Origin of the sequence: Stenotrophomonas sp. LST15-1-1.1 (assembly GCF_040815575.1) — a bacterium.
Lineage (GTDB): Bacteria > Pseudomonadota > Gammaproteobacteria > Xanthomonadales > Xanthomonadaceae > Stenotrophomonas > Stenotrophomonas lactitubi_B.
In genome coordinates this window covers 845,804-861,046 of record NZ_JBFPNJ010000001.1, presented here as the reverse complement: position 1 = coordinate 861,046, position 15,243 = coordinate 845,804, and the positions used below count along the sequence as shown (strand labels likewise).

The window sequence follows — 15,243 nt, the reverse complement described above, 5'->3', positions numbered from 1 at the left end:
GTCTTCTTTTTCCCGGATCGCCCCCATGAAACTGCCTGCCGCCTGGCTCTGCTGCCTGTTGCTGACCTCGCCGGCCTGGGCCGCAGATACCGTGGTCACCGGCAAGGTGTATCTGGAGCGTGACGCCAAGCCGGGCCGCGGTGCGACCGATCCGGGCCTGGCCGGCGTGCAGGTGTCCAATGGCGAAACCATCGTCAAGACCGCTGCCGACGGCAGCTACAGCCTGCCGGTGCGTGACGGGCAGACGGTCTTCGTCATCAAGCCCGATGCCTATTCGTTCCCGAAGGCCGCCGACGGCCTGCCGTCGTTCTGGCGGCACTACCGGCCGAACGGTTCGCCGGCGCTGAAGTACGGCGGCATCGCGGCCACCAGTGACGTCGCCCGCAACTGGGATTTCGCCCTGCAGAACGACCGGCATGACAGCCGTCGTGGCTTCCAGATGCTGGTGTTCACCGATTCGCAGACCGCCAGCCTGCAGGACATCGGCTACTACCAGCAGTCGATCGTGGCACCGCTGGTGGGGCAGACCAAGGCCCGCCTGGGTACCACGCTCGGTGACATCGTCAACGACGACCTGACCCTGTACCCGGCGATCAACAAGGTCACCACCGAGCTCGGCGTGCCGTGGTTCCACGTGCCCGGCAACCACGATCTGGACTTCGACGCGGCCAATGACGCGCATTCGCTGGACAGCTGGCGCAACATCTACGGCCCCGATACGTACGCGGTGGAAGAGGGCGGCGCCAGCTTCGTATTCCTCGACGACGTGGTGTACGACCCCACTGCCAAGCCGAAGTATGTCGGTGGCCTGCGCGAGGATCAGTTCGCCTTCCTGGCTGCGTATCTGAAGGGCCTGCACAAGGACCGCCTGCTGGTGCTGGGCATGCACATTCCGCTGTTCGATGCGGCACCGGGGCGCGAGACCTTCCGCCATGCCGACCGCCAGCGCCTGTTCGACCTGCTGAAGGACTTCCGCAACGTGCTGGTACTCAGTGGCCACAGCCACACCCAGCAGCACGTCTACCACGGCAAGGCTGACGGCTGGCAGGGTGCCAGGCCGCTGCACGAGTACAACGTCGGTGCCAACTGCGGTGCGTTCTGGTCGGGCGTGAAGAATGCCGCCGGCGTACCGGACAGCACCATGAGCGATGGCACGCCGAAGGGCTATGCGCTGCTGGACGTGGCCGGAAACGGCAGCTACCGCCTGCAGTACCGGGTGGCCGGTGCAGCCGCCAGCGAGCAGATCGGCCTGCATGCACCGAAGGTGCTGCGCAAGGGCGCGTACCCGGCGTGGGGCATCTACGCCAACGTCTACATGGGCGAGGACGCCAGCGTGGTCGAGTACCGCGTCGATGGCGGCGCCTGGCAGCCGATGAAGCAGGTCAGCCAGCCTGATCCGCGGCTCATGGTGGAGAACGTCGCCGACGATCTGGCCTCCACGCTGCGCGGCTACGACCGTTCGCCGGAAGCCACCGCTTCGCCGCACCTGTGGCGTGGTGCGTTGCCGACCGATCTGGCCGTAGGCAGCCACAAGGTCGAAGTGCGTTCCACCCAGCCGGATGGTGCGGTGTTCACCGCCAGCACCAGCTACAGCCTGCAGATCGCGAAGCCCTGAACGCGGGCCGGGCTTCCGTCACGCACTTCCATCACGAAAGGACGCAGCATGGATATCCGCTTCATGGCCGGCACCACGCCGGTCACTCTCAGCCGCCACTGGTTCACCGGCGCGATGATGCTGCAGAGCGCCAGCGAGAAGGTCTGGGTGCAGCACCCGCTGCATCCGGGCACGCATTTCTCGTTCTCGCTGGTACAGTCGTGGCAGCGCCATATCGCCGGCCATGAAGTACTGGTGGAGCGGACCCGGCCGCTGCTGTTCGCCGGGTTCCGCCCGCAACGCCTGCGGGTGCTGGTGGACGGCGTGCAGGTGGCCGAGCAGGAAGGCATGTGAGCCCGGGCGGCGGCATCGCAGCGCTAGGCAAAGGCCGGCAGATGCCTGAGAATCAGGACGATTCAATCGATCCAAGCAGGCCAGCGTGAACGTCGCAGCAGTATCCCCGGTTCCATCCGAGCCCGCTCGCCGCGGCGTTCCCCGCAGCCTGGTGGTTGCCGATGTGGGGGGTACCTTCGCCCGCCTGGCGCTGGCCGAGACCGTGCCGGGGCAGGCGCCGCGGCTGGGCAGTTACCGCACCTACGCCTGCGCCGACCACCCCAGCCTGGCGGCGATCCTCGCCGATTTCACCGTCAGCCTCGGCCAGCCGATGGCCAGCGCGGTGGTCGCCATCGCTGGCCTGCTCGACGGCGACACCCTGATCAACGCCAATCTGCCGTGGACGGTATCGCTGTCGGCAACGCGCCGCGAGTCGGGCCTGCCCGACCTGCAGCTGATCAATGATTTCGAAGCGGTGGCGCTGGCCATTCCCTATCTGCAGGCCGACACGCTGGTGCCGCTGAACGGCGACGCCGATCCGGCCAAAACCTTCCCGGCGCTGGTGCTCGGGCCGGGCACCGGCCTGGGTGCGGCACTGCGCTTCGCCGATGGCGAGCGCCCGGTGCTGGCCAGCGAGATCGGCCACGCTGCGTTGGGCGCCGGCAACGCGCTGGAACTGCACGTGCTGGGCCAGCTGCTGCAGCGCTGGCCGCACGTGGACAACGAACGCGTGCTGTCCGGCAGCGGCCTGATGAACCTGTACCCCTGCCTGTGCGAACTGCGCGGCGTGGCGCCGCAGTGGACCAGCACCGAAGCGCTGATCGCGGCCGCGCGGCAAGGCGACGATGCGCTGGCGGTGGAGACCCTGCAGGTGTTCTGCGCCTGGCTGGGCAGCCTGGCGGGTGACGCAGCGATCGCCGTCGGCGCGCGCTCGGTGTACCTGGCCGGCGGCATTTCCACCCATGTGCAGGACTTCCTGGCCGACGGCCGTTTCCGTGAGCGCTTCCTCAACAAGGGCGTGCTGACCGACGTGCTGCGCCAGGTGCCGGTGTGGCGGGTCGAACATGGCCAGCTGGGCGTGCTTGGTGCAGCGGCCTGGCACGCAGCGCGGATTCCCGCGCACGATTGATCGGCGCTGCCGGCATCGGGCCGGCGGACGCAGCATGCAGACGGAGGCGAAGATGGTCGATCGCAGGCAGTTCCTGCAGGCCGGTGCACTGGCCGCAGGTGTGGCAGCGTTGCCGGTGGTGAAGGCGCGCACGCAGGGCGGGGCCAAGGTGGTATCGACCTGGGACTTCGGCGTGCCGGCCAACCAGGCCGCGTGGAAGGTGCTGGCGCAGGGCGGCAGTGCGCTGGATGCGGTGGAAGCCGGTGCACGCTGGGCCGAAAGCGAGCTGTGCAACCCCACGGTCGGCCATTGCGGCAACCCGGACCGCGACGGCGTGCTGAGCCTGGACGCCAGCATCATGGATGGCGACGGCCGCTGTGGCGCGGTCGCTGCGCTGGTCGACATCCTGCATCCGGTGTCGGTGGCCCGCAAAGTGATGGAGAACAGCCCGCACGTGCTGCTGGTGGGCGAGGGCGCCCAGCAGTTCGCCCTGCAGCAGGGCTTCGAGCGCCAGCACCTGCTGACCCCGAAGGCCGAAGCGGCGTGGCGCGAATGGTTGAAGGCCGAGAAGTACGCGCCGCAGATCAACGCCGAGCGCCGCGGCCTGCCCGGCAACAGCGACAACCACGACACCATCGGCATGCTGGCGCTGGATGCCAAGGGCAACCTGGCCGGCGCCTGCACCACCAGCGGCATGGCCTGGAAGCTGCACGGCCGGGTGGGCGACAGCCCGATCATCGGCGCCGGCCTGTACGTGGACAACGAAGTGGGCGCCGCCACCGCCTCGGGTGTAGGCGAAGAGATGATCCGCAACGCGGCCTCGTTCCTGGTGGTCGAGCTGATGCGCCAGGGGCGCTCACCGGCACAGGCCTGCCGCGAGGCGATCGACCGCGTGGTGCGCAAGCGCCCCGAAGCCAGCCGCACGCTGCAGGTCTGCTTCCTGGCGATGAACAAGCAGGGCGAGGTCGGTGCGTATGCGCTGCATCGCGGCTTCGTCTACGCGGTGTGCGATGCAATGCGCCAGGATGACCTGCGCGACTCGCCGTCGATCTATGCGAGCACGCAGGCGTGAGCGTGCGCCGCACGCTGGAGATCGCCAGCAACTCGGTGGCCTCCGCGTTGGCCGCGCAGGCCGGCGGTGCGGATCGCATCGAACTGTTCGACAACCTCGCCGAAGGCGGCACCACGCCGTCGTTTGCCAGCATTGCGATTGCCCGCGAGCGGCTGCGGATTCCGTTGTTCGTGCTGGTGCGACCACGCCCGGGTGATTTCCACTACGACACTCTGGAAACCGAGCTGATGCTGCGTGATATCGCGCAGTGCCGCGCGCTGGGCTGCGACGGCGTGGTGATCGGCGCGCTGGATGCGCAGGGCGACATCGACCTGCCGCTGTGCCGGGAACTGGTGCAGGCGGCCGGTCCGCTACAGGTGACCTTCCACCGTGCGTTCGATGCTGCGCGCGATCTGACGGCGGCGCTGGAACAGGTGATCGGGCTGGGCTGCCAGCGGGTGCTGACCTCCGGCGGCCAGGCCAGCGCCGAAGCCGGGGCCGAGGTACTGGCCGCGCTGGTCGCGCAGGCGGCCGGCCGGATCAGCGTCATGGCCGGCGCCGGGCTTGGCCCGGGCAACATCGCCGCCGTGGCGCGGCAGACCGGCTGCCTCGAACTTCATGCCTCGGCCAAGGGGCAAAGACGCTCGGCCATGCAGTTCCAGAACCCGGCCCTGCGCGGGCTGGACCCGGACTGGAGCCAGACCGCGACCGCCACCGTGGCCGCACTGCGGCAGGCGCTGGACGGCTGAGAGCTGCCGGGGTCGGGATCCCTTCGCAGAAGGGCTCCGACCCCGACCAGGCGCTATCGGGTCAGAGCCCCTCTACGAAAGGATCCGACCCGGGTACCTGGTTCGCCACGGACAAAACCGTTCCGCGCGCGTTTGTCGTGATCGTGTCACCCACAGCTGCGCCATTTCTGTAGCGATGTTTCGCAACCCATTGATTTAATTGTTTGTCGGTAGGCGATAGCGACACGGGGCTGTCGGATGCTGCGTCGCCGCATGCCGGGCGTGGTTCAGCTGTGCTTTAGTTTGGATCGATCCACAGGGGAGGGTGATCGAATCGAGAGGGATCGGTTCGACGCCCGGGATCGCCATCCGACCGCGCGCCCACCATCCAAGAGCAACCACCCATGGCTCAGTCCGTCCGCAACCGTCGTCATCTGCTGTCCCAGGCCCTCGTGCTTGCCTTGCTGCCCTTCGCAGCGGGCGCACAGGAAGCGGCCCCGTCGTCCACCAAGGACCTCGATGCCGTCACCGTTACCGGCTCGCGCATCAAGCGCGCCGGCGTCGAGGGGCCGGCCCCGGTCAACGTGATCACCGCCGCACAGATCCAGAAGGAAGGCTTCGTCACCGTCTACGACGCATTGAAGACGCTGACCGAAGCGACCGGCACCGTCGAAGCGGCGTCGCAATGGGGCTCGCACACGCCCAATGCGAGTGGCCTCAACCTGCGCGGCATGGGCCCCAACCGCAGCCTGCTGCTGGTCAACGGCCGCCGCGTGGCCGACTACCCGCTGCCCTATGGCGGCGAGACCAATTTCTCCAACTACAGCAACATTCCTGCCGCTGCCGTGGAGCGGATCGAAGTGCTGACCGGTGGCGCGTCGGCGATCTATGGATCCGACGCCATCGCGGGCGTGGTCAACGTCATCCTGAAGACCAACTACGACGGCGACGAAGTGCGCGTGCGCGGCGGCACTTCCACCGAAGGCGGGCGCGATACCTGGGACCTGTCCTGGGCGGGCGGCAAGACCGGCGACAACTGGAGCGTGACCTACGCACTGCAGTACACCAAGCGCGATCCGCTGTTCGGCCGCGACCGGCCGCAGATGGACGACGCCGACGATGCGCTGTACCCGTCCTGGAACATGGAACAGCGCAAGGTCGGTTTCCGTCCCACCGCTGGCCTGGCCCTGATCGACCCCAGCACGGGCCAGCGCCTGGCGCCGCCGGACGGCACCTGCGAGAAATTCGCTGGCGAGTACTACACCGCTGATCGGCTGGTCTACAACTACAACGCCAATACGGTGAGCAACACCGGCCGCCTGTGCGGCATGAGCGCCGACTACGCCAACTGGCTGCTGACCGGCGGCTCGGAGAACGTGTCGGGCAATCTCTATGGCACCTTCGATTTCGGCGATGGCCTGCAGGCCTGGAGCAACCTGGCGGTGTACCGGTCCGAGGCGATCTGGGGCACCAATCCCCCCAGCGTTTCGTTGATCGACGATGCCAACGGCTATTACTGGGATGCCAACCGCAATCGCCCGGTGCTCGGCGTGCGCCAGTTCACCCCGAACGAAGTCGGTGGCCTGGACACGCTGCGCAATACCAACCGCGAGTTGTCGTGGGATATCAGCGCAGGCCTGCGTGGTCGCCTGGCCGATCGCTTCGACTGGAGCACCACGGTCGGACGTTCCTACTACCGCGTTGAAGAGCGGCAGAATGTGGTGGACGAACAGAAGTCGTACGACTTCTTCCTCGGCCCACGGCTGGGCACCACCGGCGACGGTGAGGCCATCCATGCATTGAACGAGTCGCGCTGGTGGAACCCGATCACCCCGGACCAGTACTGGCAGATGGGCACGGTCGCGAAGAATCGCGCGTCCTCCTACGTCAACCAGGCCTCGGCCGACATCACCGGCGAACTGCTGCAGGGCTGGGCCGGGCCGATCTCGTTCGCAGCGGTGGCTGAAGTGGCGAAGCAGGGCTATCACCTCAGCCCGGATCCGCGTGCCGGCATCGATTTCGACCTGCAGAACGTTGATCGTGGTGGTGGTGAGCGCACCCGCTATTCGGCCGGTGTCGAGTTCAAGATCCCGTTGGCCGAGAGCCTGATCGCCACCGCGGCGGCACGCTACGACCGTTATGGCAGCTACAAGGCCGACGGCGGCGGCGAGGCGCTGGATGTCGGCAGCCAGAAGGAAACTACCTGGAACGCTGGCCTGGAATGGCGCCCGTTCGAGTCACTGCTGGTGCGCGGCTCCTACGCGACCAGCTTCCACGCGCCGGACATGCACTACCTGCTCGGCCAGGCCAGCAGTTCCGAAGTGCTGACCTACGACCGCCTGCGCTGCATCGAGAGCGGCGCGTATCTGGTCAACAACTGCGGCGTGGGCAATACCGATGTCTGGTATGCGTTCGACGTGAACCGTCGGGGTACGCCGCTGCTGCGCTCGGAGACCGGCAATTCGTGGACGGTCGGCTTCGTCTGGGACGTACTGCCGAATCTGTCGATGAGTGCGGATTACTGGGCGATCAAGCTGGAAGACATGATCGTCGACGTCGGTGCTGACGAGGTACTGGCCAGTGAGGCCGGCTGCCTGACCGGCAAGAACATGGACGGTACGCCCTGGGCGAATCCGGCGGGTGACGCGTACTGCGCCGGCATCCTCGCCCGCGTGAATCGTGACAGCAGCGGGCGGTTGGTGTCGATCGAGCGCGGGCCGTTCAACCTGGCCAGCCGCGAAGTGCGTGGTATCGATCTGAGCGCGCGCTATCGGCTGGAGACGGCCGCATGGGGCAGCTTCCAGCTGGGGGTGAACTACACCAACCAGATCTCCACGAAGGAGCAGCGCTACGCCAACGACCCGAACCCGGAGCGTCGCGACCGTGACCTGCGCAGCAAGCTGCGCGCCAGCCTGGCCTGGCAGGGCGGCAACTGGAATGCGAACGTCTACGCCGACCGTATCGGCTCGGTGCCGGGCGTGCGCTATCACTGGGGCACCGACCGCCTGGACAACCCCGGCGGCTGCTTGCCGTTCGCCGATGGCTACGTGCCCAGCGACAGCCCGTCGCTGAACTGCCTGGAGCCTGCCACGCGTCCGGATGGATCGGCCAATCCGAACCCGAACGCCGGGCAGCAGACGGCGCGGTACTACGGCCGGGTCGGGCCGTTCATCACCTGGAACTTCAACGTCGGTTACCAGGTCACCGAGTTCATGAAGGTCAATCTGTACGTGAACAACGCTTTCAATGCGACCAGCTGGAACCACAAGGACCCGTACAAGGTCGACTACGATTTCGCCCCGACCCGCCTGCTGGGTGCGGTGGGGCGTGAGTTCGCGCTGGAGTATGTGTTCACGTTCTGAGGGACGGTGGCGCCGGGCATGACCCGGCGCCAGCCACGGGTTGACGGGCAGCCACGCATGGCGTGGCTCTACTGGGCGCACGCGGGATGGATGGGCAATCGGCGGGAGAGGGTGGATTTGACCTTCCCACGATGGCAAGGTCTAGGCTGGTCACCTCTCCAGATGGAACCAGGGAAACCAGGCCATGAGCACCTCCAGCGTTACCGCCGTCCCCGGGACGGCTTCCACCCTCAGCCTGCCAATCGAAGGCATGACCTGCGCCAGCTGTGTCGGCCGGGTCGAAGCGGCCCTGGCCAAGGTCGAGGGGGTCGCCAGCGTGTCGGTCAACCTGGCCACCGAGCGTGCGGACATCCGCTCCTCTGGCCCGATCGACCGCGACGCGCTGATCCAGGCGGTGGAAAGAGTGGGTTATGAGGTACCGGCGGCGACCACCGAACTGGCCGTGGAAGGCATGACCTGCGCGTCCTGCGTCGGCCGCGTGGAGCGCGCGCTGTTGGCGGTGCCGGGCGTCAGCCAGGCCAGCGTCAACCTGGCCACCGAACGAGCGACCGTGCGCGGCGTCGCCGGCATCGACGCACTGGTAGCGGCCATCGACAAGGTCGGGTACGCAGCGCACGCGATTGATGGCGGCGCCCAGGTCGATGAGGAAGCGGCGGAAAAGAAGGATGCCGAGCGGGTGGCGTTGAAACGCGACCTGATCCTGGCCAGCGTGCTGGCAGCCCCGGTGTTCGTGCTGGAAATGGGCTCGCACCTGATTCCCGGCATGCATCACTGGGTGATGTCCACGATCGGCCTCCAGGCAAGCTGGTACCTGCAGTTCGTGCTGACCACGCTGGTCCTGGCCATTCCTGGCCGGCGCTTCTACCAGAAGGGCTTCCCGGCGCTGCTGCGCCTGGCGCCGGACATGAACTCGCTGGTGGCGGTGGGTACCGCCGCGGCATTCGGCTATTCGGTCGTGGCCACCTTCCTCCCGCGCCTGCTGCCGGCGGGCACGGTGAATGTCTACTACGAAGCGGCGGCGGTGATCGTCGCGCTCATCCTGCTCGGCCGCTTCCTGGAAGTGCGCGCGAAAGGCCGCACGTCAGAGGCGATCAAGCGCCTGGTCAACCTTCAGGCCAAGGTGGCGCACGTCAGTCGCGAAGGACGCATCGTCGATATTCCGATCAACGAGGTGCTGCTGGGCGACCTGCTGGAAGTGCGTCCCGGCGAGCGCGTGCCGGTGGATGGTGAGGTGACTGAAGGTCGCAGCTTCGTCGACGAGTCGATGATCACCGGCGAGCCGATCCCGGTGGAGAAGTCGGCCGGCAGCGGCGTGGTTGGCGGCACCGTCAACCAGAAGGGCGCACTGACCCTGCGTGCGACGGCGGTGGGTGGGCAGACCATGCTGGCGCAGATCATCCGTCTGGTTGAACAGGCGCAGGGCTCCAAGCTGCCGATCCAGGCCGTGGTCGACAAGGTGACGCTGTGGTTCGTGCCGGCGGTGATGCTGGCGGCCCTCGCTACCTTCCTGGTCTGGCTGATCTTCGGGCCGTCGCCGGCGCTGACCTTCGCGCTGGTCAACGCCGTGGCGGTGCTGATCATTGCCTGCCCGTGCGCGATGGGGCTGGCGACGCCGACCTCGATCATGGTTGGCACCGGTCGCGGCGCCGAGATGGGCGTGCTGTTCCGCAAGGGCGAGGCGCTGCAGCTGTTGAAGGACGCCAAGGTGGTGGCGGTGGACAAGACCGGCACTTTGACCGAAGGTCGCCCGCTGCTGACCGACCTGGAGATCGCCGACGGCTTCGATCGCGCGCAGGTGCTGGCAAGGGTGGCGGCAGTGGAATCGCGCTCGGAACATCCGATCGCCCGCGCCATCGTCGAGGCGGCCACGGAGGAGGGCATCGCGCTGCCGGCGATGGTTGATTTCGAGTCGGTGACCGGCATGGGCGTGCGTGCAACCGTCGATGGTGCACGCGTGGAAGTAGGTGCTGATCGTTTCATGCGTTCGCTCGGCGTGGACATCGGTGCGTTCGCTGCATTGGCCGATCGCCTGGGCAACGAAGGAAAGTCGCCACTGTATGCCGCCATCGATGGCCGCCTGGCGGCGATCATCGCAGTCTCTGATCCGATCAAGCCGAGTACGCCGGCCGCCATTGCCGCCCTGCACCAGCTTGGCCTGAAGGTGGCCATGATCACCGGTGACAACGCCGCTACCGCGCAGGCCATCGCCCGCCAGCTCGACATCGATGAAGTGGTGGCCGAAGTGCTGCCGGAAGGCAAGGTGGAAGCGGTGCGCCGGTTGAAGGCGGCTTACGGTCAGATCGCGTTCGTCGGTGATGGCATCAACGATGCGCCGGCGCTGGCCGAGGCTGATGTCGGCCTGGCCATCGGCACCGGCACCGACGTCGCGGTGGAGTCGGCCGACGTGGTGCTGATGTCCGGCAACCTGCAGGGCGTGCCCAACGCCATCGCACTGTCGAAGGCGACCATCGGCAACATCCGCCAGAACCTGTTCTGGGCCTTTGCCTACAACACCGCATTGATCCCGGTCGCTGCCGGTGCGCTGTATCCGGTATGGGGCGTGTTGTTGTCGCCGGTGTTCGCCGCCGGTGCCATGGCCCTGTCCAGTGTGTTCGTGCTCGGCAATGCGCTGCGCCTGCGGCGCTTCCAGGCGCCGATGACGGACGCGTCCCATGCGGCCCACTGAAGGAGCGATTGCATGAACATCGGTGAAGCATCGAAGGCCTCCAGCGTGTCGGCCAAGATGATCCGCTATTACGAACAGATCGGCCTGATTCCGCAGGCTGACCGCACCGGCGCGGGCTATCGCGCCTATTCGCAGGCCGACGTGCATCGGCTGCGGTTCATCCGTCGCGCGCGTGATCTCGGCTTTTCGGTAGCCGAGATCACCGACCTGCTGGGCCTGTGGAACGACACCTCGCGCCACAGCGCCGACGTCAAGCGCCTGGCCGAGCAGCACATCGATGACCTCGAACAGCGCATCGAGAACATGCGGCAGATGGCCGATACATTGAAATCGCTGATCAGCTGCTGTGCCGGCGATGACCGGCCCGAATGCCCGATCCTGCAGCGGCTGGGCGAAGGCGAAGAGGGCGTTGCACCGGTTGCAGCGCCCGCAGGGGCAGTGCGCAGGCGCGCGCGCAGGACCTGACCAAGACAGATGGAAAGGAAAATGCCCGCCCCGGCAATTGCACGGGGCGGGCATCGTTCATGCAATCGGCAGCGTGATCAGGCCGTACGCGGCGGGAAACCCGCTTCGGTCAGCGCCGCGACAATCTGTGCTTCGCTGGCCGAGGTCTGCACCTGCACGCGGCGGCTGGCCGGGTCGGCCGACACACTTGCCGTCGGGTCGACCAGCTCGATCGCCTTGGTCACGCTGCGTGCGCAGCCACCGCAGGTCATGCCTTCCACATGGAATTCCATCTGTAGCTCCTTTGATGCTCTGGGGGTGGAGCCAGTGTGCACGTTCCAACGATGGCAGGGTCAAGCGATACGCTGAACAAAAAACGGCAGCCACCTGTACCAGCGCGGCTGCCGTGGAGGATCGTCCCCGCCCGAGGGCGGGGGTGACGCGTCAGAACTTCCAGTTCACGCCGAAGTACAGCTGGCGGCCGGCATACAGGTTGGACAGCAGTCGGGCCTGGCTGTCGTTGCCGATGTAGCTGCGCAGCTCGGACTTGGTGGCGTTCAACACTGCTGCGGTCACGGTCCAGTCCGCAGTGATGTTGTAGGCCACGTTCAGATCCAGCTGGCTGTACGGCTTGGTGTAGGTGGTCAGGCCGTTGTTGAGGCCGCCGACCACTTCGCCACGGCGGTTGTACGAGGCACGGGCCAGGAACTTCTCGTTCTCGTAGAACACGGTGACGTTGGCCTGGTTCTTGGCGCTGCCGACCAGCGGCGACGAGCCGATCTCATCGCCATCCAGCACGATCGAGGCCAGGTTGGTGTCGTTGTAGGTGTAGTTGGCCTGGACACCAAAGCCCATGTCGAAGGTGTACTGGCCATACAGTTCCACGCCCTGCGACACGCCGTCGCGGCCGTTGGCTTCGGTGCTGTACTTCTGCACCACCACCGTTTCACCACCGACGGTCATCTGCTGGTCGCGCACGACCGGCACGGTGAAGTTGTCCACGTTCTTGCGGAACAACGCCACACCTGCAACCGAACCCGGCTTGAAGTACCACTCCAGGCCAAGGTCGAACTGCACCGCCTTGAACGGTTCCAGTGCCTTGTTGCTGCCCGAGCCATACCAGCCGGGGGTGTCGGTGCCGCCAGCGACGCGGCGATCGTTGCTGTATTCCGGGCTGATGTACTGCAGGCCGCCCGGATAGGCGATGCTGGTGTAGCCCGGGCGCGCGATCACCTTCGACGCGGCACCGCGCAGCACCAGGTTGTCGGTGATGTCCCAGGCGATGTTGAAGCTCGGGAGGAAGTCCGTATAGGTCTTCTCCAGCGAGCTGAGGGTATAGACCTTGTCGCGCACCTGGTTGTCCGGCAGACGTACGAAGCCACCCTGGCAACGCAGGTTCGGATCGGCAGCCGGGTCATCGCAGCTCATTGGCGCACCAGCGGCGTTGTCCACGAAGTAGTCGTTGAAACGTTCGACCGAATCGCTGGACTGGGCGAACTGCTTGGTACGCACCACACGCACGCCGACGTTGCCACGCACGCGATCAGTGCGGAAGTTGGCCTGGAAGTAACCCGAGTAGATCTTCTCGTTGACGTCGTAGACGAAGTCTTCCTCGGTTCGGTTGTGCGAGCCACCGTAGGTCTGGTTGAGGTAGTCGATGTAGGCCGGGTAGTTGATGCCGGGGAACACGTTGGCATTGAAGCCACCGGCGATGTTGCTGATCGGGTTGGACAGGAAGAAGCCCGGCTGCGCATTGCCTGCGGTCGGATCGCAACCGGCCTGGTAGCGATTGTTGTCATAGTCGGCCGGGTCCAGGCCCTGGCAGACCCAGTAGGTGTTGCCGGTGTTGCGGTGCACCTGGCCGTCGCGGTACTTGGCGCCGAACTGGATCGAGTCCAGCCAGCCAGCTTCGAACATCTTGGTGACGTCGGCCTGGAAGTAGTTCTGCTTGACCTCGGTCTGCATCCACGACGAATCGGTGGAGCCGGTATCGACCTCGGCGACGCCAGCCATCAGCTGCTGCTGGATGTCCGGCGAGACGGTCAGCGACGGCGTGCCGGTCAGGTCCCACGCGGTGTACTGGTTGCCCGCCTGCCACTGGTCACCGACCTTGCGGCGGGGCTTGGCCGACATGCGGAAATTCATCGACGGGCCACCCTTGGACCAGGTGCGGCCGCCGGTGAAGCTGGCCTTCCACAGCGGACTGATGTCCCAGTCGACTGTCAGGTCGGCCGTCTGCGAAAGCGCTTTTTCCTTGCTGTAGCCACCGGTCAGCTGCGGAGTGGGGATGGTGCAGTCATCCGGACCCCAGCCCCCCGGCGGCAGGCCAGCTGCGGCAGCCTGGTCTTCGCTGCAGTAGTAGGTCTTGCCGGCAAGTTTTTCGTACTGCGCGCCGGTGACGATGCTGCCACTGGGATCGAAGCTCAACCCGTTGAGCAGGCGCCCACCGGCCCAGTTGCCATCGCCGTTGTAGCGGGCCAGGTTCCACTCCGGCACCTTCAGCATGTTCTGGGTGTAATCACCCTGCAGTTCGAAACGGAAGTAGTTCGCGGTCAGGGTCAGGTTGTCGATCGGCTTGAACTGGAAGGTCAGCTGGCCGCCCTTGCGCTCGCGCTTTTCTTCCTTCACCGCGAAGTTCACCGAGGTCGGCATGAAGAACTCGCTGTAGTTCGTGCCAGCCTGGTTGTTGAAACCGGATTGGCCCCACCAGTAGTGGATGCCATCCTGTTCCAGCAGGTTGCCGTTGGCATCGCGCGCGGTGGTGTTGTTGCCGTACCACTGGTAGTCCTCGGTGCTGGTCTCCATGGTGCGGCTGGTGCGCTTCTGCTGGGTCACGCCGACCAGCACGCCGAAGCGCTCGTCCTTGCTGTGCCAGGAATACAGCGCCGACACCTGCGGATCGACGTCGTGGCTGGTATCGGACGAAGTGCCTTCCAGGTTCACGTAGCCGGAATTGGCTTCCATCTCCAGCGGTCGGCGCGTGTGCAGGATGACCGTGCCACCGATGCCGCCTTCGTCGATGCGCGCTTCCGGCGACTTGAACAGCTCGGCGCTGGACAGCATGTTCGACGGCAGCAGGGTGTAGTTGAAGGAACGGGTGGCTTCGTTGTTGGTTTCCGACGACGCGACGTAGTTGCCGTTCAACTGGGTCAGGGTCAGGTCGGGCGCGAGGCCGCGCACGCTGACCGACTTGCCTTCGCCGCCACTACGGGTGATGACCACGCCGGGCACGCGCTGCAGCGCATCGGCCACGTTCTTGTCGGGGAACTTGCCAACGTCCTCGGCGGTGATCACTTCGACCACGGCGTTGGCGTCGCGCTTCTGCTGCAGGCTCTTTTCGATCGCGTAGCGATAGCCGGTGACCTGGACGCTGTCCAGGGTGGTTGCGTCCTGCGCGCCGGTCGTTGCCGCCTGCTGCGCGGATGCGCCAAGCGGGGCGACGGCGGCGGCCAAGGCCAGCGCGATGGCCAGCGACAACGCGTCGTGGCCCTGCGTACGTGTTGAATGCTTCATTGCCATCTCTCCCTCTCTCCTGGATTGATCCGGTGACTGACTGACGCGGAAACTTGAATCGATCTAATTCGTGATGCCGATCTTGCCTTCACCCTGCAGATGCAACGAGCGCCTGGCAGATGGCGCGGCACGTCCTGTCTTGCTCCCCAACTCCCGGGCCATCGCGCTGTCGTCTTGGATCGATCTAAGCGATGGGCGGGGCGATTTTTAGCACGGCAACGGCGCCGGTGCATGTTGCTCCGCAATATGGCAGCGACGTGTCGTGCATATGACCCTTCGCGGAAAATTGCTGTAAGCGGTTACATGCGCAAAAGGGGGGGGCCGGCCGGGCTGCGCCCGGCACCCGCAGAGGCCGAAGCCAGGGCAGCAGCAGCAGCAACAGCAACAGCAACAGCAACAGCACAGCGGCTTTCCGTGGGATGTC

General features: G+C 66.1%; 10 protein-coding genes. 8 read left to right on the top strand and 2 right to left on the bottom strand.

All coding sequences use genetic code 11. The features are described from left to right. Positions 1-25: 25 nt before the first annotated feature. The 8 genes from MRBLST15_RS03845 (at position 26) to cueR (ending at position 11,327) form a co-directional block, all read left to right on the top strand. Positions 26-1,615: a calcineurin-like phosphoesterase C-terminal domain-containing protein gene (locus tag MRBLST15_RS03845; RefSeq protein ID WP_367785266.1), complete on the top strand. Its 1,590-nt coding sequence runs from the start codon at positions 26-28 to the stop codon at positions 1,613-1,615. 48 nt (positions 1,616-1,663) lie between these two features. Then, positions 1,664-1,948, top strand: a complete 285-nt coding sequence (locus MRBLST15_RS03840) for a hypothetical protein (protein ID WP_025874818.1) — start codon at positions 1,664-1,666, stop codon at positions 1,946-1,948. A gap of 85 nt (positions 1,949-2,033) precedes the next feature. Then, the gene (locus MRBLST15_RS03835) at positions 2,034-3,056 is read left to right on the top strand and encodes a glucokinase (protein ID WP_367785265.1); all 1,023 of its coding nucleotides are present in this window, start codon (positions 2,034-2,036) and stop codon (positions 3,054-3,056) included. 52 nt (positions 3,057-3,108) lie between these two features. After that, on the top strand, positions 3,109-4,107 hold the full coding sequence (locus tag MRBLST15_RS03830; RefSeq protein ID WP_367785264.1) for a N(4)-(beta-N-acetylglucosaminyl)-L-asparaginase: 999 nt from the start codon (positions 3,109-3,111) through the stop codon (positions 4,105-4,107). Next, complete coding sequence (locus tag MRBLST15_RS03825; RefSeq protein WP_367785263.1) at positions 4,104-4,835, top strand: copper homeostasis protein CutC; 732 nt, start codon at positions 4,104-4,106, stop codon at positions 4,833-4,835. The genes MRBLST15_RS03830 and MRBLST15_RS03825 overlap by 4 nt, the downstream gene beginning before the upstream one ends. 383 nt (positions 4,836-5,218) lie before the next feature. After that, entirely contained in the window at positions 5,219-8,176 is a 2,958-nt protein-coding gene (locus MRBLST15_RS03820; RefSeq protein WP_367785262.1) for a TonB-dependent receptor plug domain-containing protein, read from the top strand. A 184-nt stretch (positions 8,177-8,360) separates the two neighbouring features. Next, positions 8,361-10,862, top strand: a complete 2,502-nt coding sequence (locus MRBLST15_RS03815; RefSeq protein WP_367785261.1) for a heavy metal translocating P-type ATPase — start codon at positions 8,361-8,363, stop codon at positions 10,860-10,862. A 12-nt stretch (positions 10,863-10,874) separates the two neighbouring features. Further along, positions 10,875-11,327, top strand: a complete 453-nt coding sequence (gene cueR, locus MRBLST15_RS03810) for a Cu(I)-responsive transcriptional regulator (RefSeq protein WP_312706024.1) — start codon at positions 10,875-10,877, stop codon at positions 11,325-11,327. A gap of 77 nt (positions 11,328-11,404) precedes the next feature. Here cueR and MRBLST15_RS03805 read toward each other — a convergent pair whose 3' ends face one another. Further along, positions 11,405-11,599 (bottom strand): heavy-metal-associated domain-containing protein, encoded by a 195-nt coding sequence (locus MRBLST15_RS03805; protein ID WP_353099051.1) that lies wholly within the window; start codon positions 11,597-11,599, stop codon positions 11,405-11,407. Positions 11,600-11,750: 151 nt separating this feature from the next. Then, the gene (locus MRBLST15_RS03800; RefSeq protein WP_367785260.1) at positions 11,751-14,825 is read right to left on the bottom strand and encodes a TonB-dependent receptor; all 3,075 of its coding nucleotides are present in this window, start codon (positions 14,823-14,825) and stop codon (positions 11,751-11,753) included. Positions 14,826-15,243 lie beyond the last annotated feature (418 nt).

What these genes read in the sequence shown, in the direction of transcription:
- MRBLST15_RS03845 (WP_367785266.1), top strand. Translation starts at nt 26, where the DNA reads ATGAAACTGCCTGCCGCCTGGCTCTGCTGCCTGTTGCTGACCTCGCCG.
- MRBLST15_RS03840 (WP_025874818.1), top strand. Translation starts at nt 1,664, where the DNA reads ATGGATATCCGCTTCATGGCCGGCACCACGCCGGTCACTCTCAGCCGC.
- MRBLST15_RS03830 (WP_367785264.1), top strand. Translation starts at nt 3,109, where the DNA reads ATGGTCGATCGCAGGCAGTTCCTGCAGGCCGGTGCACTGGCCGCAGGT.
- MRBLST15_RS03820 (WP_367785262.1), top strand. Translation starts at nt 5,219, where the DNA reads ATGGCTCAGTCCGTCCGCAACCGTCGTCATCTGCTGTCCCAGGCCCTC.
- MRBLST15_RS03815 (WP_367785261.1), top strand. Translation starts at nt 8,361, where the DNA reads ATGAGCACCTCCAGCGTTACCGCCGTCCCCGGGACGGCTTCCACCCTC.
- cueR (WP_312706024.1), top strand. Translation starts at nt 10,875, where the DNA reads ATGAACATCGGTGAAGCATCGAAGGCCTCCAGCGTGTCGGCCAAGATG.
- MRBLST15_RS03805 (WP_353099051.1), bottom strand. Translation starts at nt 11,599, where the DNA reads ATGGAATTCCATGTGGAAGGCATGACCTGCGGTGGCTGCGCACGCAGC.
- MRBLST15_RS03800 (WP_367785260.1), bottom strand. Translation starts at nt 14,825, where the DNA reads ATGGCAATGAAGCATTCAACACGTACGCAGGGCCACGACGCGTTGTCG.